At 67.4% G+C, this 26,343-nt stretch carries 20 protein-coding genes and 1 pseudogene; 14 read left to right on the forward strand and 7 right to left on the reverse strand.

The genetic code is table 11. The features are described from left to right. Positions 1-25 precede the first annotated feature (25 nt). From BMZ21_RS20650 to BMZ21_RS20665, 4 genes and pseudogenes are all read right to left on the reverse strand, one after another. Positions 26-919 carry a bifunctional 5,10-methylenetetrahydrofolate dehydrogenase/5,10-methenyltetrahydrofolate cyclohydrolase gene (locus BMZ21_RS20650; RefSeq protein ID WP_091838593.1) on the reverse strand — a complete coding sequence of 298 codons (894 nt, stop codon included), beginning with the start codon at positions 917-919 and terminating at the stop codon, positions 26-28. Between the two features lie 10 nt (positions 920-929). Then, a pseudogene (gene purU / locus BMZ21_RS20655) lies at positions 930-1,784 on the reverse strand (formyltetrahydrofolate deformylase). A 54-nt stretch (positions 1,785-1,838) separates the two neighbouring features. Further along, on the reverse strand, positions 1,839-4,268 hold the full coding sequence (locus tag BMZ21_RS20660; protein ID WP_091838596.1) for a GcvT family protein: 2,430 nt from the start codon (positions 4,266-4,268) through the stop codon (positions 1,839-1,841). 74 nt (positions 4,269-4,342) lie between these two features. Next, positions 4,343-5,113 (reverse strand): DeoR/GlpR family DNA-binding transcription regulator, encoded by a 771-nt coding sequence (locus BMZ21_RS20665; RefSeq protein WP_091838599.1) that lies wholly within the window; start codon positions 5,111-5,113, stop codon positions 4,343-4,345. A gap of 217 nt (positions 5,114-5,330) precedes the next feature. Here BMZ21_RS20665 and BMZ21_RS20670 point away from each other — a divergent pair, with 217 nt between their 5' ends. Further along, positions 5,331-6,470, forward strand: a complete 1,140-nt coding sequence (locus BMZ21_RS20670) for a GNAT family N-acetyltransferase (protein WP_143079748.1) — start codon at positions 5,331-5,333, stop codon at positions 6,468-6,470. A gap of 10 nt (positions 6,471-6,480) precedes the next feature. Then, on the forward strand, positions 6,481-7,479 hold the full coding sequence (locus BMZ21_RS20675) for a glycosyltransferase family 2 protein (RefSeq protein WP_091838606.1): 999 nt from the start codon (positions 6,481-6,483) through the stop codon (positions 7,477-7,479). Here BMZ21_RS20675 and BMZ21_RS20680 read toward each other — a convergent pair. After that, on the reverse strand, positions 7,474-8,790 hold the full coding sequence (locus BMZ21_RS20680) for a lipopolysaccharide biosynthesis protein (protein WP_091838609.1): 1,317 nt from the start codon (positions 8,788-8,790) through the stop codon (positions 7,474-7,476). The two genes, BMZ21_RS20675 and BMZ21_RS20680, sit on opposite strands and share 6 nt — an antisense overlap. Before the next feature lie 451 nt (positions 8,791-9,241). On the opposite strand from BMZ21_RS20680, the gene BMZ21_RS20690 reads away from it, so the two are divergent. The 8 genes from BMZ21_RS20690 to BMZ21_RS20725 are packed head-to-tail and all read left to right on the forward strand — an operon-like array spanning position 9,242 to position 18,782. Continuing rightward, positions 9,242-10,582: a GumC family protein gene (locus BMZ21_RS20690; RefSeq protein WP_167561697.1), complete on the forward strand. Its 1,341-nt coding sequence runs from the start codon at positions 9,242-9,244 to the stop codon at positions 10,580-10,582. Continuing rightward, positions 10,579-11,904, forward strand: a complete 1,326-nt coding sequence (locus BMZ21_RS20695) for an O-antigen ligase family protein (RefSeq protein WP_091838619.1) — start codon at positions 10,579-10,581, stop codon at positions 11,902-11,904. Before BMZ21_RS20690 ends, BMZ21_RS20695 begins: the two co-directional genes overlap by 4 nt. After that, complete coding sequence (locus BMZ21_RS20700) at positions 11,897-12,712, forward strand: polysaccharide deacetylase family protein (RefSeq protein WP_091838622.1); 816 nt, start codon at positions 11,897-11,899, stop codon at positions 12,710-12,712. Before BMZ21_RS20695 ends, BMZ21_RS20700 begins: the two co-directional genes overlap by 8 nt. Continuing rightward, entirely contained in the window at positions 12,709-13,935 is a 1,227-nt protein-coding gene (locus BMZ21_RS20705; RefSeq protein ID WP_091838627.1) for a glycosyltransferase family 4 protein, read from the forward strand. The genes BMZ21_RS20700 and BMZ21_RS20705 overlap by 4 nt, the downstream gene beginning before the upstream one ends. Further along, on the forward strand, positions 13,935-15,149 hold the full coding sequence (locus BMZ21_RS20710; RefSeq protein WP_091838631.1) for a glycosyltransferase family 4 protein: 1,215 nt from the start codon (positions 13,935-13,937) through the stop codon (positions 15,147-15,149). The genes BMZ21_RS20705 and BMZ21_RS20710 overlap by 1 nt, the downstream gene beginning before the upstream one ends. After that, positions 15,149-16,054, forward strand: coding sequence for a methyltransferase domain-containing protein (locus BMZ21_RS20715; protein WP_091838635.1), 906 nt, complete (start codon positions 15,149-15,151; stop codon positions 16,052-16,054). Before BMZ21_RS20710 ends, BMZ21_RS20715 begins: the two co-directional genes overlap by 1 nt. Next, complete coding sequence (locus BMZ21_RS20720; RefSeq protein ID WP_091838638.1) at positions 16,051-17,286, forward strand: glycoside hydrolase family 5 protein; 1,236 nt, start codon at positions 16,051-16,053, stop codon at positions 17,284-17,286. The genes BMZ21_RS20715 and BMZ21_RS20720 overlap by 4 nt, the downstream gene beginning before the upstream one ends. After that, complete coding sequence (locus BMZ21_RS20725; protein WP_091838641.1) at positions 17,283-18,782, forward strand: acyltransferase family protein; 1,500 nt, start codon at positions 17,283-17,285, stop codon at positions 18,780-18,782. The genes BMZ21_RS20720 and BMZ21_RS20725 overlap by 4 nt, the downstream gene beginning before the upstream one ends. A gap of 13 nt (positions 18,783-18,795) precedes the next feature. On the opposite strand, the gene BMZ21_RS20730 is transcribed toward BMZ21_RS20725, so the two are convergent. Then, a complete protein-coding gene (locus BMZ21_RS20730; protein WP_091838645.1) occupies positions 18,796-20,727 on the reverse strand; it encodes an FAD-binding monooxygenase in 1,932 nt (643 codons plus the stop codon). Between the two features lie 55 nt (positions 20,728-20,782). After that, positions 20,783-21,565 carry a class II aldolase/adducin family protein gene (locus tag BMZ21_RS20735; RefSeq protein WP_091838650.1) on the reverse strand — a complete coding sequence of 261 codons (783 nt, stop codon included), beginning with the start codon at positions 21,563-21,565 and terminating at the stop codon, positions 20,783-20,785. Between the two features lie 450 nt (positions 21,566-22,015). On the opposite strand from BMZ21_RS20735, the gene BMZ21_RS20740 reads away from it, so the two are divergent. The 4 genes from BMZ21_RS20740 to BMZ21_RS20755 all read left to right on the forward strand — a co-directional run bounded on the left by BMZ21_RS20740 (position 22,016) and on the right by BMZ21_RS20755 (position 26,337). Next, positions 22,016-22,492, forward strand: coding sequence for a MarR family winged helix-turn-helix transcriptional regulator (locus BMZ21_RS20740; protein ID WP_425285458.1), 477 nt, complete (start codon positions 22,016-22,018; stop codon positions 22,490-22,492). A gap of 271 nt (positions 22,493-22,763) precedes the next feature. Further along, entirely contained in the window at positions 22,764-23,723 is a 960-nt protein-coding gene (locus BMZ21_RS20745) for a Bug family tripartite tricarboxylate transporter substrate binding protein (RefSeq protein WP_091838660.1), read from the forward strand. 151 nt (positions 23,724-23,874) lie between these two features. After that, a complete protein-coding gene (locus BMZ21_RS20750; protein ID WP_091838663.1) occupies positions 23,875-24,798 on the forward strand; it encodes a helix-turn-helix domain-containing protein in 924 nt (307 codons plus the stop codon). A 291-nt stretch (positions 24,799-25,089) separates the two neighbouring features. Beyond that, on the forward strand, positions 25,090-26,337 hold the full coding sequence (locus BMZ21_RS20755) for an MFS transporter (RefSeq protein ID WP_244543934.1): 1,248 nt from the start codon (positions 25,090-25,092) through the stop codon (positions 26,335-26,337). The last annotated feature ends 6 nt before the right edge of the window (positions 26,338-26,343 follow it).

Consider the following 26,343-nt stretch of genomic DNA (forward strand, 5'->3'; position numbering starts at 1 on the left):
GCTCCGGGCAAGCCGGCTGTGGCGATCAGCCGTCAGCTTGCGCTGATATCGGTGCTCTCGCGACCTTGCCGGCGATCCGCTCGGCAGCAGAAACAGTGTTCACCAGCAACATGGTGACCGTCATCGGACCGACGCCGCCCGGCACTGGCGTTATATAGGATGCCTTGGCCCTGACTGCGTCGAAGTCGACGTCGCCGAGCAGTTTGCCCTGCGGGTCGCGGTTGATGCCGACATCGATCACCACCGCACCGGTGCGGACCATTTGCGCTCCGATCAGCCTGGGCACGCCGGCGGCGACGACCAGTATGTCGGCAAGGATGGTGTACTGTGCGAGGTCCCGCGTCTTGGCATGGCACACCGAAACGGTCGCATCGCGCGCCATCATCATCAGGGCCATCGGCTTGCCCACGATGTTGCTGGCCCCGACGATCGTGACATTTCGCCCCTCGACCGGAATCGCGGCGTGATCGAGCATGCGCATGACGCCATAGGGCGTGCAGGGTGAGAAGATCGTTCGGCCGACGACCAGCCCGCCGACATTGTAGAGGTGGAAGCCGTCGACATCCTTGTCGACCGATATCGTCCGCAGAACGGCCTGGATGTCATGGTGAGGTGGCAGCGGCAGCTGGACGAGGATTCCGTGGATGTCCGGAGATCGGTTCAGCTGCTCGATCTCATGGATGAGGCCATCTGCCGGGATGTCCGTGCCGAAGCGCAGGAGCGTGGACCTGATGCCGACCTCGGCACAGGCGCGTACCTTGTTGTCGACATAGACGCGCGAGGCCGTGTTCTCACCGACGAGGATCACGACCAGATGCGGAACGACACCGGCACTCGCGGCCAGATCGGCGACCCGCAAAGAGGTCTCGGCACGGATGTCGCGCGCGATCTCGCGGCCGTCGAGGATGCGGGCTCCCACGCCGGTGCTCCTAGCGGAAGATCACGGTGCGGCGGCCGGCCAGCATCACCCGCCGTTCAACATGCAGGCGCAGCGCGCGTGCCAACACCACCGCCTCGATATCGCGCCCCACGCTGACGAGATCGTCCGGAGCGAGCGAATGATCGGCACGCCCGACGTCCTGGTCGATGATCGGGCCTTCGTCGAGATCCGGGGTGACGTAGTGCGCGGTCGCTCCAATCAGCTTCACGCCGCGATCATAGGCCTGATGATAAGGTTTCGCGCCCTTGAAGCTCGGCAGGAACGAGTGATGGATGTTGATCGCCCGCCCGTCGAGCGCGCGACAGAGGTCGTTGGAAAGCACCTGCATGTAGCGGGCGAGCACGACCAGTGAGGAACTGGTCTCCGCGACGATTTCGAGCAGCCGTGCTTCCTGCTCGGCCTTGTTGGCAGGCGTGACCGGCAGATGGTGGAAAGGGATATCGTAGCTGCGCGCCAATGCCTCGAAATCACGATGGTTGGAGACGATGGCGGGGATTTCGATGTTGAGATTGCCCGTGGCCTGCCGGAACAGCAGGTCGTTCAGGCAATGTCCGAAGCGGGAAACCATCAGGAGCACGCGCGCGGGGGCGGCGGCTTCGATCGCGTCCCACTCCATGCGAAAGGTGCCGGCGACACCGTCGAACTCGCGTTTGAACGCGGCCTTGTCGAAGCCCTCGCCCGTCGCGAAGGCGACGCGCATGAAAAAGCGGCCGTCGCGCGGATCGCTGAACTATGCGCTCTCCAGAATATTGCAGCCATGGCGGTAGAGCACGCCGCTGACGGCATGGACGATGCCCGGGCGATCCTCGCAGGACAGCGTCAGGATACGGTCAGGCTTCTGCACCTTGAAGTCCCGCACCTGGGTCGGGACATGCGGGGAATGAGCGTCGGCCATGGTCTACGTCCTCTGGCCTGGCTTGCGGTCGAGCGGCGCGGCAAGGCTGGCCGTGACGGGGACCGTCGTGCCGGCGAGGTCGATCGTCCATTCGCGCGCGTCAAGCCAGGCCTGGTCGATCGGCTCGTGGCTTTCGGCCCAGCCGAGTGCCACGATTCCGTCCATGGTCGCTCCGAACGCCGCCGAGGTGATCTCGCCGACCGGCCTGCCGTTCGCCAGGATCGCCTCGCCGCCCCAGGCCATCTGCTCGCTCGGGCGCGGCCCGACCAGTGCGATGAGGCGTTTCGTGCGGGTAGCCGACTTGGCCGCGACCAGCGCCTCGCGGCCGAGAAAATCGCCCTTGTTCAGCTTCACCGCGAAGCCGAGCCCGGTCTCAAAGGGGTTGACGTCGGGCGTAAGCTCGCGGCCCCAGGCCCGGAAGCCCTTCTCGATGCGCAGCGAGTCGACGGCGTAGTAGCCGACATCGACGAGGCCGAGATCGGCGCCGGCCTCGTGCAGGGCGTCGTAGATCGCGGCTGCGAACTCGGCGGGGACATAGAGCTCGAATCCATCGCCGAGATAGGAGCGGCGGCAGGCCCATGTCGTGGCGTAGCCGATCGTGATCTGGCGGATGGCGTTGGCCGGAAAGTCGGCTAGGTCGAACGAGGTCGGCGAGACGCGAGCCAGGATCTCCGGCACCTTCGGGCCGCAGAGCGAGAGCACGGCATAAGCCGAGGTCACGTCCGTCAGCGTCACGCCGACGGGAAGCTGGCGCCGGATCCAGTGGGCGTCGCGGGTCGCCTGTGCAGTGCCGGTCAGGAGCAGATAGGTATCGGGCGCGATGCGGGCGGCGGTGAGATCGCTCTCGAAGGTGCCGCGCGTATTGAGCAAGGCGGTGTAGACGGAGGTGCCGACCGGCACGGCGACGTCGTTGGCCGCAAGGTGCTGCAGCGCGGCCTCGGCCTGCGGCCCCTGCAGCAGGAACTTGGCGAAGCTGCTCATGTCGACGAGGCCGGCGGCCTCGCGGCAGGCGCGATGCTCGGCGGCGACCGTCTCGAACCAGTTCTGCGGGCCGAAGGAGTAGCCGATCGTGCGCTCGTCTTCGCTCCGGGCGAAGTAGTTGGCGCGCTCCCAGCCCATCTTCGAGCCGAAGACGGCGCCCTTGGCGGCGAGGCGGTCATAGAGCGGCGAGCGCCGGAACGGCCTGGCGGTATCGAGCTCGCGGTTCGGCCAGGGCATGGCGTAGTGCAGGCCGAGCGTTTCCTTGATCCGATCCTTCAGCCAGGCCGGATTGTTGTTGAAATCGGCGAAGCGGCGGATGTCGACTGGCCAGAGATCGCTTGTCGCCTCGCCGGCGACGATCCATTCGGCGAGTGCGCGGCCGGCGCCGCCGGCCGAGGCGATGCCCATCGAGTTGAAGCCCGCGCCGACATAGACGCCGGCGACCTCCGGGGCCTCGCCGAGCAGGAAGTTGTTGTCGGGCGTGAAGCTCTCGGGACCGTTGAGGAAGGTCTTGATCAGCGCGGTCTCGAGAGCCGGCACGCGCTGCAGCGCGTTCTCCATCAGGATCGCGAACTGGTCCCAGTCGTCGGGCAGGAGCTGGAATTCGAACGGGTAGGGGATGCCGTCCATGCCCCAGGGCTTGGCGTCCGGCTCGAAGCCGCCCATGACGAGGCCGCCGACCTCCTCCTTGTAGTAGGTGTAGCCGTCGGGATCGCGCATCACCGGCAGATCGGGCGTCACGCCCTCGATCTTGCCGGTGACGATGTACATGTGCTCGGCCGAATGCAGCGGCACCGAGACGCCGCACATCCGCCCGACCTCGCGCGACCACTGCCCGGCGCAGATCGCCAGCACCTCGCATTCGACCCGGCCCTGGTCGGTAAGCACGGCCTTGACCCGGCCCTTGTCGGTCTCGACGCCGGTGACGCGGATGCCCTCGCGCACGATCGCGCCGCCATTGCGGGCACCGCGCGCCAGCGCCTGTGTGATGTCGGCGGGATTGGCCTTGCCGTCGCCGGGCAGCCAGACGCCGCCGACGAGGTCGTCGGTGCGCATCACCGGCCATTTGTCGCCGGCCTCCTTCGGGCTGAGCTCCTCGATCTCGACGCCCTGGGCGCGGGCCGCCGAGATCGTCCGGCGCAGCTGCGTCATGCGTTCGGGCGTGCGGGCGACCGAGACCGAGCCGCAGCGCTTCCAGCCGGTTGCGAGTTCGGTTTCGCTCTCGAGCGAGGCATAGAGCTCTGTCGAATAGCGGATCAGCCGCGTCATGCTGGACTGGCTGCGCAACTGGCCCACCAGGCCGGCCGCATGCCAGGTCGTGCCGCAGGACAGGCGCCCCTGCTCCAGCAGCAGCACGTCGCGCCAGCCGAGCTTGGTCAGGTGATAGGCGAGCGAGCAGCCGATGATGCCGCCGCCGATGATGACGACACGGGACTGGGTGGGAATGGACATGGGATGCCTCCGCGATGGAGGCAGTCTAGCGGGCTTGATTCATAAAACAACAAAAAACCACAAAAACGGTCAAACTAGGAAATGCGTACTGCGACCCCCCTTTCCGCCAGTTTCGTGGCGATGGGCGCAGGGAGAGCCTGGTCGACGAGAAGGCCGGCGAACGGCGCGTCGCCGCCGATGCGGCTGGGCAGGACGAGTCCGAACTTGCTGGCGTCGGCCATCAGGAAGCCCTGCTCGGCCGCGCCCAGCAGCGCGCCGCGGATCGATGCCCCGGCGCGGGTGTAGTCGGTGAGGTGGCCATCCGGACCGACGCCGCCGACGCTGACGAAAGCGATGTCGGCAGAGAGGCGCGCGATCGCCCGCAAGGTCTCCGCGCCGCTGGTCGCATCCTCGTTGCGGTCGAACTCGCCGCCGATCAGGAAGACCCGGGCGTCGGCCAGCCGGCTGGCCAGCCGCGCATTCTCGAGCGAGGTGGTGTGGACGACCAGCCGCTTGCGGTCCGACCGCGCCAAAGCGCGTGCCAGGGCTTCGGTCGTCGTGCCGGAATCGAGCAGGACGGTCATGCCGTCACCGAGCAGCGAGACCGCGAGATCGGCGATCTTCTCCTTGCCCGTGCGGTTTACCGTCCGGCGGCTGGCGAAGGAGGCCTCCGAACGCTCGTGCCGGACCGCGCCGCCATGGACAACCAAGAGCAGGCCGTCTGCGGAGAGGGCCTTGAGATCGCGCCGAACCGTCTCGCGCGAGACATCGAGCGACTGGGCGAGCTCCTCGACCGTCACCGAGCCCTGCTTGTCGAGAGTTGCGAGGATGGCCTGGTGCCGCCGCGCAGCGATGTCGCGTGTCATGGAGGCGAGACCGGAAATCCTAGCCAGCGAGGGAATAGACCCGATCGGACATATGGAGTTGATCGGCGCTTGGCAATCGAAGCGGCGCTGGGCGGCAGACGCGCTCTGCTATCTCAATTTTACGCATCGATTACGATTTAAACGTATAAGTTGCATAAGGCGAGACTATCCAACCAAGCATATGCGTCCGTGGCCTCGCCCGATGCCAGGAGCTTCGATGTCGCTGCTTGAACCGCTAACAGCCACGCAAGTGCGCTCCCCGCGCAAGGGCACTGTCAGGCCGATGACCGGGGCGGATGTGCCCGCAGTCGCCCGGTTGTTCCTGAAGGTCTTCAGGGGGGCGGACAAGCCGGCGGATCAGGAGCTTCAGCACTATCTCTGTACCCTGGCCCTGGCCTCTCCGTCCCATGACGAGACGCTGTGCACGCACGTCTACGAGCAGCAGGACGGACGTATCCGCAGCGCGCTGCTGGCCGTGCCGATGCGGTTCGTCGCCTGCGGAACGGTGCTGCCGGGTAGGCTTCTCGGCGTCTTCATGACCGATGCCGAGAAGGAGGCCGCCGGAGCGGCGCAGCTCATCCTCGCCCTGCGGCCGAAGCGAGCCGATTTCGCCTTCTGCGACAGCGCCTCGCCGACGAGCCGCGACCATCTCCTCGCGATCGGCGGCAGGTCGATCCCGGTGCAGAACCTGGAATGGGTGCGCAGCTTTCGTCCCGCAGGGGCCCTTGCCTGGCGCGTTGCCGAGCGCTTCCTGGGTGGCAGGCGCTTCGGACTATCCATCCTCATACGCCCTCTCGACAGCCTGTTGCGGCGCAGATTGCCGGCGCAGGACGCCGCGGAAGCGGGCGCCGCCGAGGTCGTCGAGATGTCCGTTCCGGATTTCCTCGTACAGGCGCCCCGGCTCGTCGCCCATTACGCGGTGCGCCCGCTCTGGAGCGAGGAGGAGCTCTCCTGGCTGATCGCGCTGGCGGCGCAGAATACAAGGCTAGGCATCTTCACGATCCGCGGCGTCGTCGATCGCGCCGGAGCGGTGATCGGCAGCTTCGTCTACTACGCGGCGCCCGGGCGCTGTGCGCATGTCCTCAACGTGCTGTCGCTGCCGGGCCGCGAGCGCGCCGTCCTCGACGCGATGTTCCGCCATCTCGACCAGACCGGCCATGTCCAGGCGCGGGGGCGCGCTCAGCCCGCTCTGATGGCCGGGCTCTCCTTGCAACGCTGGCTCGTCTTCCGCCACCGGGCCTTCGTGGTCGCGCTGACGCGCGTTCCGGAGATCAACGACGCAATCGCGCGCGGCGATGTCTATGTCGGCGGCCTCGCCGGCGAGGACTGGAGCCGGCTCCTCGGCGATTTCCACTGAGGCTGGTGCGATGGCGGTCTCGGTCATCCTCAAGACGCTCAACGAGGAAGCAAGGATCGGCGCCGCGATCGAGAGCGTTCTGGCGGCACTCGATGGGATCGGCGGCGAAGTCATCGTCGCCGATGGCGGTTCGCGCGACCGCACGCTGGCCGTTGCCACCAGCTATCCCATCCAGGTCGTCCAGCTCGAGCCGACCATTCGCCCGAGCTGCGGCATCGGCCCCCAGCTCGGCTTCCAGTATAGCCGCGAGCCGTTCATCTGCCTGATGGACGGCGACATGCTGCTCGATCCCGGCTTCCTGCCCGAAGCGCTCGCCTATCTCTCGACCCATCCGCGTGCCGCCGGCGTGACCGGCCATGTCGAGGAGATGAACGACACCAGCCTCGAATATGTCAGGCGCGGGCGCCGGGTCTCGCCGGAGAACCGGATCGGCACGATCGACCGGATGAATGGCGGCGGCCTCTATCGCCGGGAGGCGGTCGAGCAGGCCGGCTATCTCTCGGATCGCAACCTGCACGGCTACGAGGAGTTCGACCTCGGCCTGCGCCTGCGGGCGCAGGGCTGGACCCTGCATCGTCTCGACCGCCGCTTCGTCCGCCATTTCGGCCATGCGATCAACGCCTATGCGCTGCTGCTGCGGCGCTGGAAATCGGGCTATCTGCGTGGGATCGGCGAAGTGCTGCGTGCCGCGCTCGGCAAGCCGCAATGGCCGCGTCTCGTCGAAGAGCTTCCGGAGCTGAAGCTTTGGGGCGTGGTCTATTTCTGGCTGGCTGCGATGGTCGCATTACCCTTCGTGCTGCCGAGCCCGGTCATCGCGCTCGCCATCGACCTCGCCCTGATCGTCGGCATCGTCGGTGTCATGAGCCTGCGGCAGAAGAGCTTGTCGCTCGGCCTCTATGCGGTCGTCGCCTGGCTGTTCCATGCCGCTGCCTTGCCGCTTGGCTTTATCCAGGCGCGCAAGGCGCCGGGGGCCTGGATCGAGAGCCGGGTCGTCAACGAGGGGTCATGAGGGCACGGGGCTCGCCTCAACGGGTCCCGCCGCTTGCAGGCGGCTCTTCCGAGCGAGGCGGAGCAGGACCACCCAGGCGGCGATGACGATGGCGACCTCGATGACATAGAGCGCGACGAAGGTGCCGACCGGCGCCGCCAGCCAGGTCGCGACCGCGATGACGACACTGCCCGCAAGATTGGCGCTGTTCAGGATCAAGGCCCGCGCATCCTGACGTCCCGAGGCGCCCAGCAGGTCGACAGCGGCAGCCCATGCGCCGACGAGGATGATGGTGCCGCAGAGGCAGCGGAGGAAAAACGGGAGATCACGATAGTCGCGGCCGAACAGGGCAGGAAGCCAGGGTGCCAGCACGAACAGCGTGAGCGCTGTCGTAACGCCGAGGGCGACCGCCGCAAGCAGGGCCCGCCTGGCCGTGGGCAAGGCGAGATGCAGGCCGTCGCGGCTTTCGCGCGCCAGGCGCGGATAGAGCAGCCGGTTGAGCGCGTCGATCGCGAGGTAGCTTGCGTCCATGATCCGCCTGGCGACGCCATAGCTGCCGACCGTCTCGATCGGGGTGAACAGGCCGATGACCAGCAGGTCGACATTGGAACGGACGGCCCGCCCGACGAATTGCGATGCGAACAGCAGGCCGGCGCGCAGTTCCTCGTGCAGGATCGCGAGCCGTGGCCGGCCGAGGGGCGAGAGCCAGATGGCCCCAAGTAAAGCGTAGAGAAGATTGCCGCCGCACTGCCAGAGCGCCCAGTCCGACAGGCTCGACACCTTGAACAGCAGGCAGGCGAGGGCGGCCGTGACCATGCGCGCGGCAGCAAAGCCGATGACCGCGCGGTTGGCGGCCTGAATCTGTCCGAGGCCGAGGAAGACGGTCTCGACCAGCAGGATCAGCCGCACGAGAACGACATTGCCGAGGAACAGCAGCGCCAGGGTCGGCATGTCGACCGAAGGGCCTGAGCCCAGGCGGGCCCAGGACGACATCCCCGCGACACCGCCGGCGACGAGGGCGGCTCCGCTCAGGCCGATCAACAGAAGATTGTGGCCGAGCAGACCCGGATAGCTCCCGGGGTCGCGCGAGACCCGGCGCAGCAGGCAATCGGACGCCCCCAGTCCACAGATCTGAACCGCAATCGCGGTCACGGCCGAAATCTGCACGAACAGACCGAACTCGGCCGGGCCGAGGGCGCGCGCCAGGATGGCGAAGGTCACGAGCTGCGAGAGAGCGGCCGATGCCAGGGATCCACCCGACAGGACGTAGCTGACGAGGGTGGGGCGGTGGGAGCGAATGATCCGGCCGATGTCCTTCCTGTCTTTCCCCAATGCATCCCTCTGAAGCCAGCTTGGCGGCCTGCCCGTTAAGGTAAACGTTTAATTAAGATATCTATCTATGGTTGTATTTTGATCATCGATTTCGAATTACTGCAACCTATAAGTGCATGCGTGAAGACATCGCGAAGATGGGGAGTTCCATGATCACGATCGCGGCCATTGGCCCTGTTCCGGTCTTCGCCATTGCTGGTCCGGCAGGGTCTGCGCGGGCAAGGCGTATCTTCCTACGCTCTGGTCACGTCGCGCTGCAGCGGCACGTCTTCGACATTCTCAGGCTCGGGCCGGTGGAGCTGAAGCGTAGCTCCGCGACGTCCAAGGCGTGCGCGCCCTCTCGCTGACGCAGGTTGCCATGTACCTCACGACCGACAGCAACAGGATACGTCACGGGGACGACGTCGCTTATCGCGCGGTCACCGAACCGGTCTCTTCGCCCGTCCCCACGATGTCGGCCCTCCAGGTGCTGGGCTGGCTGCTGCGCGGCTGGCCCTGGTTGCTGGTCGCCGCGCTCATCGGCGCCGTCGCGGCCCTCGGCGTCACGCGCCTGCTGACGCCACGCTTCACCGCGACGACGGAGCTGACGATCGCGCCGTCCAACCTGCTGATCGCCCCGAACGACCTCTATGCGGCGAATGCGCAGAGCGACAGCCAGATCCTGGATGTCGAGAGCAAGATGCGGATGATCACCTCGGGCAACGTCCTGCGCCGGGTCGTCGACCAGCTCCAGCTGAAGACCGCCCCCGAATTTGCCGGCAAGCCGCTGCTGTTCGGTCTTCTGGGCGTATCCGACCGCCAGCGCGCCGATGGGTCCGATCTCGCCGCCATGCTGGCGCGGCGCATCACCGTCGCTCGGCAGGAACGCTCCTATGTCGTCTCCCTGTCGGTCTGGGCGAGCGATGCGGTGCTGGCGGCCCGGCTCGCAAACGCCATCGCCGAGACCTTTCGCGACGAGGTCGTGCGTGCCGATGCGGAGCGGGTCGGGCGTGCGGCGCAGGGGCTGACCGCCCGGCTCGGCGAAATCAAGACCGCAGCGGCCGAGGCGGAGGACCGGGTCGAAGCCTTCCGCCGCGACCATGGCCTGCAACAGAACGCCTCCAAGCAGCCGCTCAGCGCGGAGGCGCTGGAGCGGATGAGCGGCAAGCTGACCGACGCCAAGGCGCGGCTCGCCGAGGCGGAGGCGCGCTATGCCGAGGTCTCGCGCGCGCTCTCGCAGCATGGCGTGCAGGGCGGCGGCGTCCAGTCGCAGACCCTGGCCGGGCTGCTCGCCGACGAGGCGGCCCTGCGCCGGCAGGTGGCGGTGCTGTCCAAGACACTGGGTCCACGCCATCCCTCGCTGGTGAGCGTGCTGACCGAGGCCGATGCGCTGGCCAAGGCGATCAGGTCGGAGACCGAGCGGCTGCGGCGCACGGCGCGCATCGAGGTCGACCAGGCCCGCAAGGCGCTCGATGCGCTGACCGGCGAGACGCGTTTGCTGCGCGGCAGCGTCTCGGTCGACGACCAGGCGCAGGTGAAGCTGCGCGAGCTGGAGCGCGAGGCTGCCGCCAGGACCGCGCTCTACCAGACCTTTCTGACCCGGGCGGGCGAGGCGGCCCAGCGCCAGCAGATCGACGCCACGGATGTCCGCGTGATCACCGCCGCGTCCGCCCCGTCGCGCGCGACCTGGCCGCCCCGTCCGATCGTCGCGGCGGCGGCCGGCCTGCTGCTCGGCCTGCTGCTCTCGGCGGGAGCGCTCCTGGGGCGCGGCTATCTCGGTGAAGTCCGGTCCGGCAGGAGTGCAGCGCCATGACACAGGCCATCGAGAGGCGCGAGACGTCGAGCGTCGGCACTCTGGGGCCAGTGCTCTTCACGGCGACGCTGCTGTTCTATCTGGTCACGCTGACGCCGTTCATCGATCTGTCGGCAGCCGACGCGAACGCCGCCGCGACCGCGAAGTCGAATACGATCAACCAGCTCATCTATCTTTGCCTGACCATGGCGCTGTGGCTGACCGTCTTCGCCTCGCCCTCGCGCGGTCTGGTGGCGCGGCCGCGCGGTCTCCTGATCGTGCTGCTGGTCTGGTTCGCGGTGGTGTCTGCGTTCTCGGCCCAGCCGGATCTCGCGCTCAAGCGCGTCTTCCTGGCGATGCTGACGATCGTGAACGGCAGCATCCTGCTGCTCCTGCCCCGCTCCGAACGGCAGTTCGCCGGCATGCTCGCGTTCTGCTGCCTCGGCGCGCTCGGGCTCGCCTATGCCGGCGTCGCCCTGATGCCGCAGCTGGCGATCCACCAGGCCAGCGAGGTCCGCGAGTCGATGAATGCCGGATTCTGGCGCGGCCATTTCGCCCACAAGAACGTGGCGGCCGCGGCCATGGTGATCATCAGCTTCGCCGGGCTCTATCTGTTCAGCACCGGCCGGCGGGCCCTCGGCGGGTTGGTGGTGCTGCTGGCGCTCGTCTTCCTGACCCGTACCGGCGGAAAATCCGCCGCCATGGCCTTGCCCGGCATCCTCGCCATCGCCTGGGTGTTCGAGCGCTGGCGGGCCGTCCGCATCCCGATGGTCGTGCTGGGCATCGCTGCGGTCAACATCCTGACGATCGGCTGCTCGGTGTCCCCAACCATGCGCGAGCTGGTCGCGCAGCTCGGCATCGATCCGAGCTTCACCAATCGCACGGACATCTGGAAGATCGGCGCCGGCGCCGCGGTGGACAATCCGCTGACCGGCTATGGCTTCCAGCTGTTCTGGCAGACCGATGCGATGGTCCACAAGGGCGGCGCCGCGGCGAGCTGGGCCTTCGCCGCCTTCAACGGCCACAACGCCTATCTCGACATGGCGATCACCACGGGGCTGCCCGGCCTCGCGCTGACGTTGGTGCTGCTGGTCTGGCTGCCGCTGCGCGACATCGCCCGGGCCGAGGCGACAGCGAACGACCCCGCTTTGACGCGCCTCTTCGTGCGGATCTGGCTCTACGGAATCCTGGTCGCCTGCGTCGAAAGCCTGTTCTTCCAGTCGGGAAGCCTGATCTGGTTCATGCTGGTCGTCGCGATCTTCGGCCTGCATCTGCAGGCCAATGCGCACGAGATCCGCGAGCCGGCCCAGCATCGCCACCGCGTGGAGCCAATCCATGCGTAGCGCCTTCACGCCGCCAGTCCAGCCGGAGCGCATCGCCCGTCTGCCGGCCCTGATCGACCGCTTTGCCGGCCGCCTCGAGAACCGGCTGCTGCGGGCCGCGCCCTGGCAGGTCATGCAGGTGCAGACCCGGGAGCCGATCGTCTCCTTCACTTTCGACGACGTGCCCGCCTCCGCCTTTGAGGCGGGCGCTGCGATCCTCGAAGCGGATGGCGTGCGCGGCACCTTCTACATCTCGGGCGGCCTCGCCGGGCGCATCGAGCCGGGCCGCACCCTGATCGACCAGTCGGGCTGCCGGGAACTCGCCGCCCGCGGCCACGAGATCGGCTGCCATACCCATGCGCATCGCGACCTGCGTCATGTCGACGGCGAGGCCCTGGTCGATGACCTCGCCCGCAATGCCCGCTATCTCCAGTCGATCGACCCCAGGTCCGGCCGGCGCAACTTCGCCTATCCCTACAACAGCGGCTCGTTCGGAACGCGGGCGATCCTCGCCGATACCTTCCGCACCTGCCGGGCCGGAGGGGAGGGGATCAATCGCGGCCCGACGGACCCGGTCTTCCTGCGCGCGGTCGAGATCCGGCAGCCGCAGCGGCATGTGCTCGGTCTCGCGCGCTGGATCGACGCCGTGGTCGCCAAACCCGGCTGGCTGATCTTCTTCACCCACGACATCGCGCCGCGGCCCACACCCTATGGCTGCACGGCTCCCGGCTTCCGGCTGCTGGTCGGCTATGCGCTGGCGCGCGGCTGCCGGGTGCTGACCGTCGATGCAGCGCTCGACCACATGGGCTTGCGGGAGCAGATGCCATGACGCGCGCCCGGCGGCTCCTGGCCATCAACAACTACTTCTATCGCCGCGGCGGCGCAGAAAGCGTCTTCCTCGATCATATCGACCTGTTCACCGCAGCCGGCTGGGAGGTCGTGCCCTTCGCGATGCAGCACCCGGCCAATCTGCCGAGTGCCTGGTCGGAGTATTTCGTCTCCGAGATCGAATATGGCGGGACGGGCGGCCCGCTAACCAAGGTCAGGCAGGCGGCCAAGGTGATCTATTCGCTGGAGGCGCGCCGGAAGATCCGGGCCCTGATCGGGCGGGCGCCGCCGACAATCGCGCATGCCCACAATGTCTACCACCACATCTCACCGTCGATCTTCGGCGCCCTCAAGGCGCAGGGCGTGCCGCTGGTGATGACGGCACATGACCTGAAGCTCGCCTGCCCGGCTTACAAGATGCTGAGCCACGGCCGCGTCTGCGAACGCTGCCATGGCGGGCGCATCCACAACGTCCTGCTCCGTCGCTGCGTCAAGGAGTCTATCGTGGTGAGCGGGCTCGTCCTGCTCGAGACGCTGGTCCATCGCAGCTTCGGCCTCTACCGCAACACGATCGACCGCCTGATCGCGCCGAGCCGCTTCTATCGCGACAAGCTGGTGGAATGGGGCTGGGATGCGGGCCGCGTCGGCTACATTCCCAACAGCATCGATGCGAAGGCCTATTCGCCGGCCACGCATGAAGGAGATTACGTCGTCTATGCCGGCCGGCTCGCTCCGGAAAAGGGGCTGGCGACCCTGGTGCGCGCCGTCGCGCTTTCGCATCAGCGACTGGTGCTGGCTGGCAGTGGCCCCGAGGAGCAGACCTTGCGCAAGCTCGCGGGGGAGCTCGGCGCCGATGTCGCCTTCACCGGCCATCTCGACAGGCCGGCGCTGAAGCGGGTGATCGGCGAGGCACGGGCGCTGGTCCTCCCCTCCGAATGGTACGAGAACGCGCCGATCAGCGTCCTCGAAGCCTATGCGCTCGGTCGTCCGGTCATCGGCACGCGGATCGGTGGCATTCCCGAGCTGATCGCGGATGGTGAGACCGGCTCCCTCGTGGAGCCCGGCAACGCCGCGATGCTGGCCGAGGCGCTCGCCGGGCTGGCGAGCCTTCCATCCTCCGCTCGTGCCGCGATGGGCGCGACCGGCCGCGACTGGGTCGCCCGGGAGTTCTCGTCCGGCAATTACCGCGACCGCACCATGGCTCTCTACGAGGCGCTGCGCTGATGTACACGCTGATACCGCCCCTTGGCGCAAGGCCGTCCGAACGCAGCGTGATCTTCGTCGGCCTGCGCGGCGTCCCCGAGATCCAGGGCGGGGTCGAAACCCATGTCGCGGCGATCTCGGCGCGGCTGGCTGAGCGCGGCTGGCGGGTCGAGGTGCTCGGCCGCGCGCCCTATCTGCGCTCGCGGCGGCCCTATAGCTGGAAGGGCGTCACCGTCACACCAGTCTGGGCGCCACGCTCGCGCAGCTTCGAGGCGCTGGCGCATACGGCGCTCGGCCTGATCGTCGCGGCCCGGCGCAATCCGGACCTCGTCCACATCCATGCGATCGGGCCGGCTTTGCTGACCCCGCTTGCGCGCCTGCTCGGCCTCCATGTCGTGGTGACCCATCACGGCTTCGATTATGAGCGCCAGAAATGGGGGCGCCTGGCCAAAGCCGTCCTGCGGGCGGGCGAAGCGATGGGCATGCTGTTCTCCCATGCCAATATTGGCGTGTCGAAAGGGATCGTCGACAGCGTCCGCCATAGGTTCGGCGTCGGAGCGACCTTCATCCCGAACGGTGTCGAGAATCCGTTCCCGCAGCAGGACATGTCGTGTCTCGACCGGCTCACCGTCGCGCCGCGCCGCTATGTCCTCAGCGTCGGCAGGATCGTCGAGGAGAAGCGGCATCTCGACCTGATCCAGGCTTTCGAGCGCCTCGGCGATCCCAGTCTCAAGCTCGTCATCGCCGGCACGGCCGACCATGCCGGGCGCTATCAGCACGCCGTCGAGGCGGCGGCCGCGGCGACGCCCGGCGTGGTGATGGCCGGGTTCCAGCGTGGCGAGGCGCTGTCCCAGCTCTACCGGCATGCCGGGCTGTTCGTCCTCCCCTCGAGCCATGAGGGCATGCCGATGGTGCTGCTGGAGGCCCTGAGCTACGGCGCGCCCTGCCTCGCCAGCGACATCGATGCCAATCTCGCACTCGCCCTCGGGCAGGACAGCTATTTCCCTCTCGGCGATGTCGATGCGCTCGCGCGAGCGATGCGGGTAAAGCTCGCTGCACCCAACCCGGCCGAGGGCGCGCAGCGCGCCGCCCGGGTGCTCGATTCCTTCGGTTGGGGCGCGATCGTCGACCGCACCACGGAGGTCTACGAGAGTGCGCTTCTCGGCTGGCGGGTGGGCAAGGCGCGCCATGGCAGAGCCGCCTTCCGTTCACGTGTCGAGTTCGGAGGCCGATGATGCCGCCATCCCTGCGCAACCTCGAAATGACGATCCTGGGCCTCGGCTTCCTCGGCCTGGCCTGGGGCAAGAGCAGGCTGGGCGGCTACACCACGCCGAACGGCGTGGCGAAGGCCGACGAGGAGGGCAAGGTCGCCTATCTCCTCGACATCTTCGCCTCGCTGCGCCGCTTCCTGCCGCCGCAATTCGACCTGCGCGGGCGCGATGTGCTGGAGCTGAGCCCCGGCTCCTCACGCGGCAATGGTGCGCTCTTCCTGGCGCTCGGCGCACGCTCCTATCACGCGATCGACGTCTTCGATCTCGCCGGGGGCGAGGACCCGGCCTTCTATGGCAGGCTGCTCGACCGCTTTCCCGAAGGCCGCGAGGCCGACCGGGAGCGGGCCCGGGTTCTCGTCGGCACCTCCGGGCCGCGCGAGTTCGGCTATGCCGTCGGGCGGGATTTCGACATCCCGCGCCTGGCCGAGGGGCGGAGCTTCGACCTGATCGTCAGCTGCGCCGCATTCGAGCACTACGACGATCCTGCGGAGGCGATCGTCAGCCTGACGCAGGTCGCCCGGCCCGGCTGCAGAACCGTCCACATCATCGATCTGCAGACGCATTCGCGCTGGATCCGCGAGCACGACCCGAACAACATCTATCGCTATCCCGAGCGGCTCTACCGGCTCTTCCGGTTTCCCGGCCAGCCGAACCGCCTGCGTCCAGCCGACTATGTCGGCTGTTTCGCGGCGCAGGGCTGGAGCGATGTCCGCTTCGCGCCGTCGCGCGTCATCGATCCCGCGCTGCGTGAGGTATCGCTGCTGGGCCTCGCCGCGCCCTTCGCCGGCCGGGACGACATGAGCATCCTCGATGGCGTCCTGACGGCGCTTTATCCCGGCCCGGGTGGCGATCGGGGGACGGCGTCATGACCAGCCGCCGCTCCGTTCTCGGCAGTCTCGCCGGTATCACCGCATTGGCCTCCCTTGGGATACGGCCAGGGGCGGCCGGAACCGGCAGCGACATCCCGCCGTTCCGCCGCGGCATCGGCGTCTCGCATGCGCTGGGCTGGGCGCAGGTCGAGGCCGACGGCTCCTATGGCGAGGCGCCGTTCTCGGGCCCGCGCTTCCGCTTCGGCCGGGCCCAGCGGCAGGCGATCCGGGCCGCGGGCTTCGATTTCGTGCGGTTGGCGGTCGACGTCGGACCTTTCCTGGCGTTTACGGGAGTGGCACGCGACAAGCTCGACGAGTTCCTCATCGGCACCGTGCGCGACCTCGTCGATGCCGATCTCGGCGTGATTGTCGACCTGCATCCGAGCGCGATGAACCCGGCCTATCGGCCTGCCGCGCTGACCGCAGGCGTCCAGACGGCGAACTTCCAGGCCGCTCTCGTCCTGCTGCAGCGCCTGGCCGGACAGCTGGAACGGCTTGCGCAGGGCAGGGCGGCCCGGCTCGCGCTTGAACTGATGAACGAGCCCGAACTGCCGCAGGCGGCCTGGCAACCGATGCTGGAAGCCGCCTACCGGGCCGCGCGCAGTGGCTCGGCGACGCTGCCGCTCGTGCTGGGCGGCGGTTCCATGAACGCACCTGCGGCGCTCTCCGAACTCGATATGCGGCCGTTCGCCGGGGATACCCGGCTGATCTATACCTATCACGACTATTCGCCATGGCAGTTCACCCATCAGGGCGTGCGCGGAAATCCCGCCTTCGCGCTGGATGCGATCGCCTATCCGGCGCCGCCCTCGGCAGCGGCGATGATCACTGCGAGCCGGCGGCGCATGAAAGAGCTTGCCCTCGACGGCGCGGCATTGGCGCAGGCAGGACAGGCGAAGCGCACTCTTGCGCGTTACGCGGGCTTCGATCGCTCGATCCTGGAGCAAACTTTCCGGCAGGTGAGCGCCTGGCGCAGTGCGCAGCGCCTGCCAGCCCATGCCATCCTGCTCGGCGAGTTCGGGGTGCACCGGACGCCCTTTATGAATACGCCCGAGGGGGCAGCGGCGCGCGAGCGCTGGCTGCGTGACATGCGCGAGCTGGCCGAGGCGCATGGCTTCGCCTGGGCTTGCTGGACCTATGTGGGGCCGGGCGGTTTCGCGCTCGCGGAGGATGAGACGGGGCCGGGTTTCGATGCGGCGACGCGCCGCGCACTGGGGCTCCGATCCCCATGAGCGCCGCGATGCCCCGGCAGCGCCATGCCAATCTTGACGCTTTGCGCGCGATTGCGGCGCTCGCCGTGATGGTCGAGCACATGTTCGGCGACCTCATCAGGCAGGTCCCGTCCGCGGCGGGCCCGATGAGCACGCTCGCTCAGTCGCTTGTCGAGACTCTCAGCCTTGGCCGCTTCGGCGTGGCGCTGTTCTTCCTGGTCAGCGGTTTCGTCGTGCCGTTCAGCATCGACGGCGAGCGGCCGCTCCGGCATTTCGCGATCTCGCGGCTGTTCCGGCTCTATCCGGCGTTCTGGCTGGCGCTGGCGGTGCTGACGGCTATGTCCTGGCTCGCCGGTGACATGCCGAGCACTGCAATGGTGCTGGCCAACCTGACCATGGCCCCACCGCTCTTCGGCCAGCCCTGGCTCTCTCCGATCCACTGGACCCTGTTCGTCGAGCTCTTGTTCTACGGTCTCGTCGCGCTGCTGTTCACGGCGGGGGCGCTGCGACAGGTCGGCACCCTGCTCGCCCTGAGCCTTGCCCTGATCGCCGCGACGGTGCTGCCGGTGCAATTGCGCGTGCACGGCTTCGCCGACCTGCCGGTCCAGTATCTCGGCCTGCATCTGTCCTTCCTGCTCCTGGGCCTGCTACTGCGGCTGTGGCTGGTGGAGAGAAGGCGCGGAGCGGGGCTCCCAGCGCTGGTTCTCGTGCTTGCGCAGCTCGCGGGGGTGCTCTCGGTCGCGCAGTTCTCGCTGGCGCGCGGCGATAATTTCATCATCGAGGGGCTGAGGCCTGTCCTGGCCGCTTACCTGCTGGCTGTCGCGGTCTTCCTCGCCGCGATCAGACTGGAGTGGCCGCGTTCCGCGCTGCTCGCGCGGATCGGGCTGACCAGCTATTCGATGTATCTGTTCCATGGGGTGGTGAACGCGCTCGTCTATCGCGTCCTGCCCCTGACCGGAGAGCTCGGTGACATCGTCACGATGCTGGTTTGCGCGGGCCTTACCCTGGCGATCTCCTGGCTGGTCTATCAGACGGTCGAGCGTCCGATGATCGCGTTCGGGCGCCGGATCGCGTCGCCGCAGAACGGCGTCGCCCTCGTCTCGTCGTCGCGGGGAACCGATGGGTTCAAGGGGCGCGCGGAATCACCTAGAGCAATTCCGCAATTCTCCGAATCGCGAAAGTGCTCTAGGTCTTTGTTTTATCGCATTTTCTTCACGCGAACCGGTGTCCGCTTCGCTCGAAAATGCTCTAGGCCACTTGGCGGGACCCACGCCGGGAAACAGGACACAATGCTTCACCCGCCATCCGATTATCGCGCTGTCAGGCGTGGCGACGGGCCCTTGCCTGCGCGGGAGCAGGGCTTGCCGCTGCTCGACATCCCCATCGGAGCCATTCCGAGCACACATCCCGGTGGCAGGCTTGTCAGCGCGGTCCTTGGCATCGCGATCGCCGCCGTCACGCTGAGCTGGTTCGCTCTGCTCGGCTATGTCGGGTGGAAGATCGCGGAGTCGTTGTGAGCGCGCGGAGCGGTCAACCGGCCGAGGTCTGCGGCAGCATGAAAGCAGCGAAGAACGCAGCCAGGGCGGCGTGATCGTCGAGCGGCAGGATGTTCGCGACGTATTGGTCGGGCCGCACGATCACCAGGCAGCCGCGCTCGCGGTCGATCCCGCGCAGGTCGAAGATGTCCCAGCCGCTTTTGAAGTCGGGGCAGAACACCTTTTCGTAGTCGATCAGGCCGAGGCGGCCCTTGCGCGGCAAGAGCAGGCTCGGCAGCGCCTCGACGGCGACCTCGCGGTGAGGCTGCTGCAGGATCGCGCGCAGGTCGATGATCGCGTCGATATCCTGCGCTGGTTGGGTGTAGCGACGCAGGGGCAATGCCGGCGAGGTTGCCAGGGCCTCGCACAGCGTGCGCAGGCGTGACGTCGGCGCGGAAGGATCAGCCCTGTCGGCGAAGGCGTAGAGGCGCCAGCGGCCATCGGCCTGCGCGACATGGCCGAGCTCGACCGGCTTGGCGTCGCCGAGCCGAATCACCGGCGCGGACTGGAAGCGCGCTCCGATAGGCAACCCCGTCGCCAGATGCGCATGAGTGGACTGGCGCGTCAGGACGGAGGGCGCGTAGCGGGTCGCGGTTCCCGCGGTGTAGCGGCCGTGCCTGACGAAATAGGCCTCGACCTCCTTGGGGTCGACGCCGTCGCCGGTCTCCGAAGTCTTGAGGGGGGCGCTCAGCATCTTCGCCCATTCGCGGTCGAAGTCGATCAGCTCCTTGGCGATGGCCTGGCGCTCGGCCGAGTAGCTGTGCAGCAATTCCGGCGGGCATTGCCCGCGCAGCACCGCGGCCAGCTTCCAGCCGAGGTTGAAGGCGTCCTGCATCGAGACGTTCATGCCTTGGCCGGCCTTGGGGCTGTGGGTATGGCAGGCATCGCCGGCGATGAAGACGGCTGGCAGGCGTTGGTCCAGCTCGCCTGCCGGCACGTCGTCGAACTTGTCGCAGAGGCGCTGGCCGATCTCGTAGACCGACCACCAGGCGACCTCCTTCACCTCGAAGCTGTAGGGACGCAGGATGCGCTGTGCTGCGGAGATCAGGTGATCAACGCCGATGTTGCGGCTCGCGACCCGCTCGTTTGCGGCGAGCTTGTCGAGCTCGACATAGATCCGGATCAGATAGCCGCCCTCGCGGGGAATGATGATGATCGTGCCTTCGCCGGCCGACTGGATCAGCGCCTTCAGCCGCACATCCGGGAAATCGGTGACGGCGAGGACGTCCATGACGCCCCAGGCCTGATTGGCGGAATCGCCTTCGAGGGTGCGGCCGATCGATTTGCGTACGGCGCTGCGCGCGCCGTCGCAGCCGACGACATAGCGCGCCCGGACGGTCTCGATCTCACCCTCATGCGCGGGATCGACGCGCTCCAGCCGCACTGTCACCGGATGCGACGCGGCGTGGTCGATCTCGAGGTCGATCAGGCGGCGCGAATAATCGGGTTCCAGCCGGCTTGGCGAGCGCCGCATCACGTCGAGGAAGAAATCGTGGATCCGTGCCTGGTTCAGGATCACATGCGGGAATTCGGAGAGCCCGTCCTCGACGTCCTGGATGCGCCCGCTGCGGGTGATCGCCTCCGGCCGTTTCGCGTCGGGCTTCCAGAACACGGTCTCGTTGACCCAGTAGCTTTCCTTCAGCACCCGCTCGGAGAAGCCGAAGGCATCGAACATCTCGATGGTGCGGCAGGCGATGCCATCTGCCTGGCCCAGCTCCAGCGGCCCCGGCTTCTGCTCGACGATCCGCGTGGTGATCTCGGGAAAGGCCGAGAGCTGCGCCGCGAGCGTCAGTCCGGCCGGGCCGCAGCCGACGATCAGGACATCGACTTCCTGTGGCAGGGCGTCCCGGGCGGAGGACGCAAGATCGGTGGCAGGCTCGGAGACGGAAGGATCGCCGGTCCGGAAGCCGTTGAGATGGAACTGCATGGCGGCGACCTTCGGTGATGCAGGACGATTGGGAGGACCGAACGCGACCGGCGTCTCAGCGCCGGCGGGCGCGGGCCTGTTCGAGCCACATCTCCCAGGGGCGGTGGACCTGCGCCTCGATGCTGGCGACGCAGGCGCGGCTTTCGCCCTCCGTGAGATAGGTGACTTCGCCGAGCTGCATCGCCTGGAGCTGATAGCGCGCATTGAGCTCGGCATAGACCGCGCGGTAGACCGCCTGCTTGATCGAGCCGCCGACCACGGTCGAGCCGTGGCCGCGCATCAGGACGATGTCGTGCCCGTCGAAATGCTCCGCCAGCGCCCGGCCGAGCTGGTTGTTGCTGATCAGCAGGTCGGTGGCATCGCCCCCGGCCTCGCGAATCTCGAAGACCGGCGCGCCTTGGCCGACGAAGCCGGCCATGTGGAACATCGCCCGGAGCCGGGTTCCCTTGACGACGCTGAGCGGCACGATCGAATGCGAGTGACTGTGGATCACCGCCATCACATCCGGGCGCCTGCGGAAGATCTCGGCGTGGATGAAGCGCTCGAGATAGACCTTGCGGCCATTGGCGTTCACCGCCTCGCCGTCGAGCGTGAACTCGACGATGTCCTCGGCGGCGACCCGGCTCGGCGCCATGTTGCGCGCCAGCAAGAAGCGGTCGGGGCGCTTGTCGTGGCGCACGCTGATATGGCCGAACGCGTCGACGACGCCCTGGTCGAACAGGATGTGGTTGGCCGAAACGAGCTCCTCGACGATCTCAGGCGAGGGCGCGACCGAGGCGGTGGCCGTGTCGGCCAGGTCGACGGCGATGGGCTGGTTGCCATGGTCAGACGTGCACATTGCTCGCTCTCTCCGAAATCGACTTGATCGAAACGACCAGCCGGACCCGCCAATCAGGCGGTGGCCGCCTGGTCGGGGTGACGGTCAGAGAGGCTGAAGGAATGCAGGGGCTACCAGCCGCTGCACGAGCGGCGCCAGCTTGCCAGCGCCTTTGAAGGCACTGGAACCAACCTCCCATCCGGCGATCTCTGAAAATCGTCCGTATACTGATTAACAGGATACGCGCAGATTTTCCGGTGTCAACCGGGGCCGAACGGTGAGTGCGTTAGTGTTCGGTTCGGACAAGCCTGAGGCGGGGCGCTTTGACCGCTTACGGATTGAAAGCATACGATCTATAGCGGCGAGGCAGCGATCGAGCCGAGCAGGCTTCGCCTGACGAAGAGCCGGCGACACGAATAATCGAGCGGCGGAATCCACCCGTTGCCCCACCAAGGCAAAGCGACGATGGCGATGGACGATATCTATCATATGCCCGGCCATCTCATCCGGCGCGCGCAGCAGATCGCCGTCTCGCTCTTTCTGGAGGAATGCGCGCCGGTCGACCTGACTCCTGTCCAGTTCGCGGCGCTGGTCACGGTGCGCGACAATCCCGGCATCGACGCCACCCGCCTCTCGGCGCTCGTCGCCTTCGACCGCTCGACGCTCGGCAATGTGCTGGAACGCATGGAGGCCAAGGAGCTGATCCAGCGTTCGGGCAGCAAGGACGACAAGCGGATCAAGGTTCTGCACCTGTCACCGAAGGGCGAGCGCATCCTGGAGGAAGCCGGGCCGCTGGCGCAGCGGGCGCAGGAGCGCATCCTCGCCCCGCTAGCGCCGGAGGATCGCGAGATCTTCATGCGCATGCTCGGGCAACTCGTCGAACTCAACAACGAAGCCTCCCGCGTGCCATTGCGCCTTGACGCAGTTCGCTCATCCGACGCCGCCTGAGAGCGCGGCTTCCAACATTGCGATTGGGCCGAAGCGACCGCGCGACTCCGTTTCGCCGGGGTCAGGCGGCTCACTGTTTGACAGCATCAAGATACGATGCATACTGATAATAAGTATGCGTCCTTGTTTCGCGAAGTGAGCGGCAAGAGCACCTGCCGGCACAGCCTTGCCGTGCCGGGTGCTGCTGCAAGTCGAGATTGAGGACCACAGACTGCTTTTCGAACCGAACCCGAGAACCGCGAGCAACGCGGCCCAATCCGGAGGAAACCAAGTGATCATCACACGACGTGCCACCCTGACGGGGCTCGCTGGCGCCGCGCTCGCGCCCCGTGCCGCCTTCGCCCAACGCAAGATCGTCAGGCTGATCGTGCCCGCTGCGGCGGGCGGCGCGATCGACGTGATCGGCCGGCTCTACGCCCAGCGCGTTGCGCCGGCACTCGACGAGTCCTGGGTGGTCGAGAACAAGGCCGGCGCGAGCAACACGCTGGGCGCGGCCGAGGTCGCGCGCGCTGCGCCCGATGGCACGACCTATCTCACCAATGCCGACATCCACATCATGGCCAGGCATGTGATGCGCAGCGTGTCCTATGACCCGCTTGCCGATTTCACGCCCATCTCGCGCTTCGCGATGTCGCCGATGGTGCTGATCGGCTCGACGAAGACGCCAGAGACCCTGCCGGCGCTGATCGCGCAGATGAAGGCGAAGCCGACCGAGTATACCTTTGCCAATTCCGGGCTTGGCAGCATGGGCCACCTCGCCACCGAGAGCTTCAAGCTCCGCACCGGCACGAGCGCCGAGCTGGTCAACTATCGCGGCACGGCCCCGGCCATCACCGATGTCGTCGCCGGCCAGGTGCCGCTGATGGTCGCCCCGCTCGGCTCGGCGCTGTCCTTCATCACCGACGGAAAAGTGCGGGCCTTCGCGATCATGGGGGCGCAGCGCAGCAAGCTGCTGCCGAACGTGCCGACCGCCGGCGAGCAGGGCTTGTCCGATCTCAACTTCACGCTCTGGTACGGTCTCTGGGGGCCGAAGGGCCTGCCGGCCGAGACGGTGCAGCGGGTCAACGCAACGGTGCAGGCCGCCTCGAAGGATCGCGAGATCGTCGAGAAGCTGACGGCGCTCGGTGCGGAGGCCGTGACCGAGGATCCCGCGAGCTTTGCCAAGTTCATCGAGGCCGAGATCCAGCGCGCCAACCGTGTGGTCGAGGAAGCCGGCATCAAGCCGGGCTGATTGAGCGAGCCCTGCAGCTTTAGCGCGTCCACGCTCGCCTGGGCGCGTTACTCGGCGTTGAAAACAGCCGATCACGCTTCGCATCGCCTCCTGGATCGATTACGTTGTCTAAAATCTGAGATTCAGATGATGCGGCAGGTGAGGCGGCTCGATGGCAATCCGGTTCGAGGACATCGGTGAGCGGCTGAAAGCCTACCGCCTGGGGCGCGGGCTGCTGGCCGAGGACGTCGCCGAACGTCTCGGGATCTCGCGGGCGGCGGTCTACCGGATCGAAGCCGGCGGCGTGGTCAAGATCGAGACCCTGGAGCGGTTGGCGACGCTGCTGGAGACGACCGTCGCCTCGCTGCTCGGGGCAGGGGTCGAGTACTATTCAAGCCCGCTCAGCTATTTCGAGCGCATGCGGCAGATCGAGGAGCAGGCGGACCAGGTCGTCGCGCATTTCCCGCCGCTATCGTACCTCCTGACCTCGGATGGCTATTCTGCCCATTTGCGGCAGACCCTGGTGGAGGCGCTGCCGCCCCATGTCGTCCGAGATCAGGCCGTGGCCGAGATCGACGCGATCATCGCGATCCTCGACGAGCGCAAGAATGCCCGCAAGCGCCGCCGGCTGAGCGTCGTCAATTTCGTAAACGTCCTCGAGATCGAGCGCTGGCTGAAGCTTGGCGTCGTCGGACGCTTCAACCTGCCCGTTGCCGAGCAGGCCCGGCGACGCCTGGCCGCGCGCGTCGAGGTCGAGCATCTGATCGGGCTCATCGAGAGCGAGCCGATGGGCGTGCAGATCGGCCTGATCGAGGAGACGGTGCCGAACATCACCTTCCAGCTTTTCCGGACGGCGGAAAAGACGCTGCTGGGGCTGAGCCCGTTCCGCCTCGGCGGCGAGTTGCCGAATCTGCGGTCCGGGATCGCCATGCTGACGGCGGATGAGGAGCCGGTACGCCTCTACGAGGACATCGCCGACGGGCTCTGGCGCCGGGCCCTCAAGGGCAGCGAGGCCGGGGCGGTGCTGCGGGCGACGCTCGATCGCTCGGCGATCGCGCAGGTGCCGCCAAAGGAAGCGTCGTCGGAGCTGGTCTGAAGCCGCCCGAGCAGTCTGTCGCAAAATTGAGATTGTTCTTGCAATTGAGATTTCTGCGTGACATAGGGGAATGACACGATGGCGCCGGCCTTCCGGTGCCGTAGCGGATTTCCCGCGGTCGACCTTGATGTCTCGACTGCCAAGCGGCGCAGCCAAGCGCCCCGGGAAAGCGGGCGAGGGCCCAAACTCCAACCGTCTTGAGACCGGCCGGCAGCCGCGCGCGGGAGCGCGCGCTGGTGCTTTGGCGTTTTGGTGCGCATCGCAAAGAAAAACAGAACGGGGAACTTCACCGTGAGTGACAACCAGGCCGCCATGGGCGGCTCCATCGCCCTATCCTCTCCGACCGAAGTCGACGGCAAGGCCCGCAAGGCGCTCTGGGGCGCCGCGATCGGCTATGCCATGGACGGCTTCGACCTGCTGATCCTCGGCTTCATGCTGCGGACGATCTCCGCCGACCTGCAGCTGACCCAGGGCCAGGCCGCCTCGCTCGTCACCGCCACGCTGATCGGCGCGGTGCTGGGCGGCATCGGCTTCGGCATGCTGTCGGACCGCATCGGCCGCGTCCGAGTCCTGACCTGGACGATCGTCCTCTTCGCCGTCTTCACCGGCATGTGCGCGCTGGCGCAGGGCTATTGGGACCTGCTGATCTACCGCACCATCGCGGGCCTCGGCCTTGGTGGCGAATTCGGCATCGGCATGGCGCTGGTCGCCGAAGCCTGGCCAGCGTCGAAGCGGGCGCGCGCCTCCTCCTATGTCGGCCTCGGCTGGCAGGTCGGGGTGCTTGCCGCGGCGATCGCGACCCCGATCCTGCTGCCGACGATCGGCTGGCGCGGCATGTTCGCCATCGGCATCCTGCCGGCGGTCGCCGCCTATTTCATCCGCCATTCCCTGCATGAGCCGGAGGTCTTCGTCGCCCGCAGCAAGGACCGGCCCAAGGAGTCGGCGCTGCGCCTGCTGGTCAAGGACTGGGACACGACGAAGCTGAGCCTCGGCATGGTCGTGCTCTGCTCGGTCCAGAACTTCGGCTATTACGGCGTGATGATCTGGTTGCCGAACTACCTGGCGACCCGCTTCGGCTTCGCCCTGACGCAGTCGGCCGTCTGGACCTCGGTGACCATCGCCGGCATGGCGGTCGGCATCTACGCCTTCGGCCATATCGCCGACCGGATCGGGCGCCGCCCGGCCTTCTTCGGCTACATGCTCGGCGCGGCCGTGATGGTCATCGTCTATTCGCGGCTGACCGACCCGTTCCAGCTCCTTGTCGCCGGTGCGGTGATGGGCTTCTTCGTCAACGGCATGCTCGGCGGCTATGGCGCGCTGATCAGCGAGCTGTTCCCTACCGCCGCCCGCGCGACGGCCCAGAACGTGCTGTTCAATATCGGGCGCGGCGTCGGTGGCTTCGGTCCGCTCGTGGTCGGGACGATCGCGGCGGCCTACAGCTTCGAGATGGCGATCGCCTTGCTGGCGACGCTCTACGTGCTCGACATCCTCGCCATGTGGTTCCTGATTCCGGAGCGGCGTGGCGCCGAACTCGCCTGAGCGCAG

Source organism: Allobosea lupini (genome assembly GCF_900109525.1).
GTDB lineage: Bacteria > Pseudomonadota > Alphaproteobacteria > Rhizobiales > Beijerinckiaceae > Allobosea > Allobosea lupini.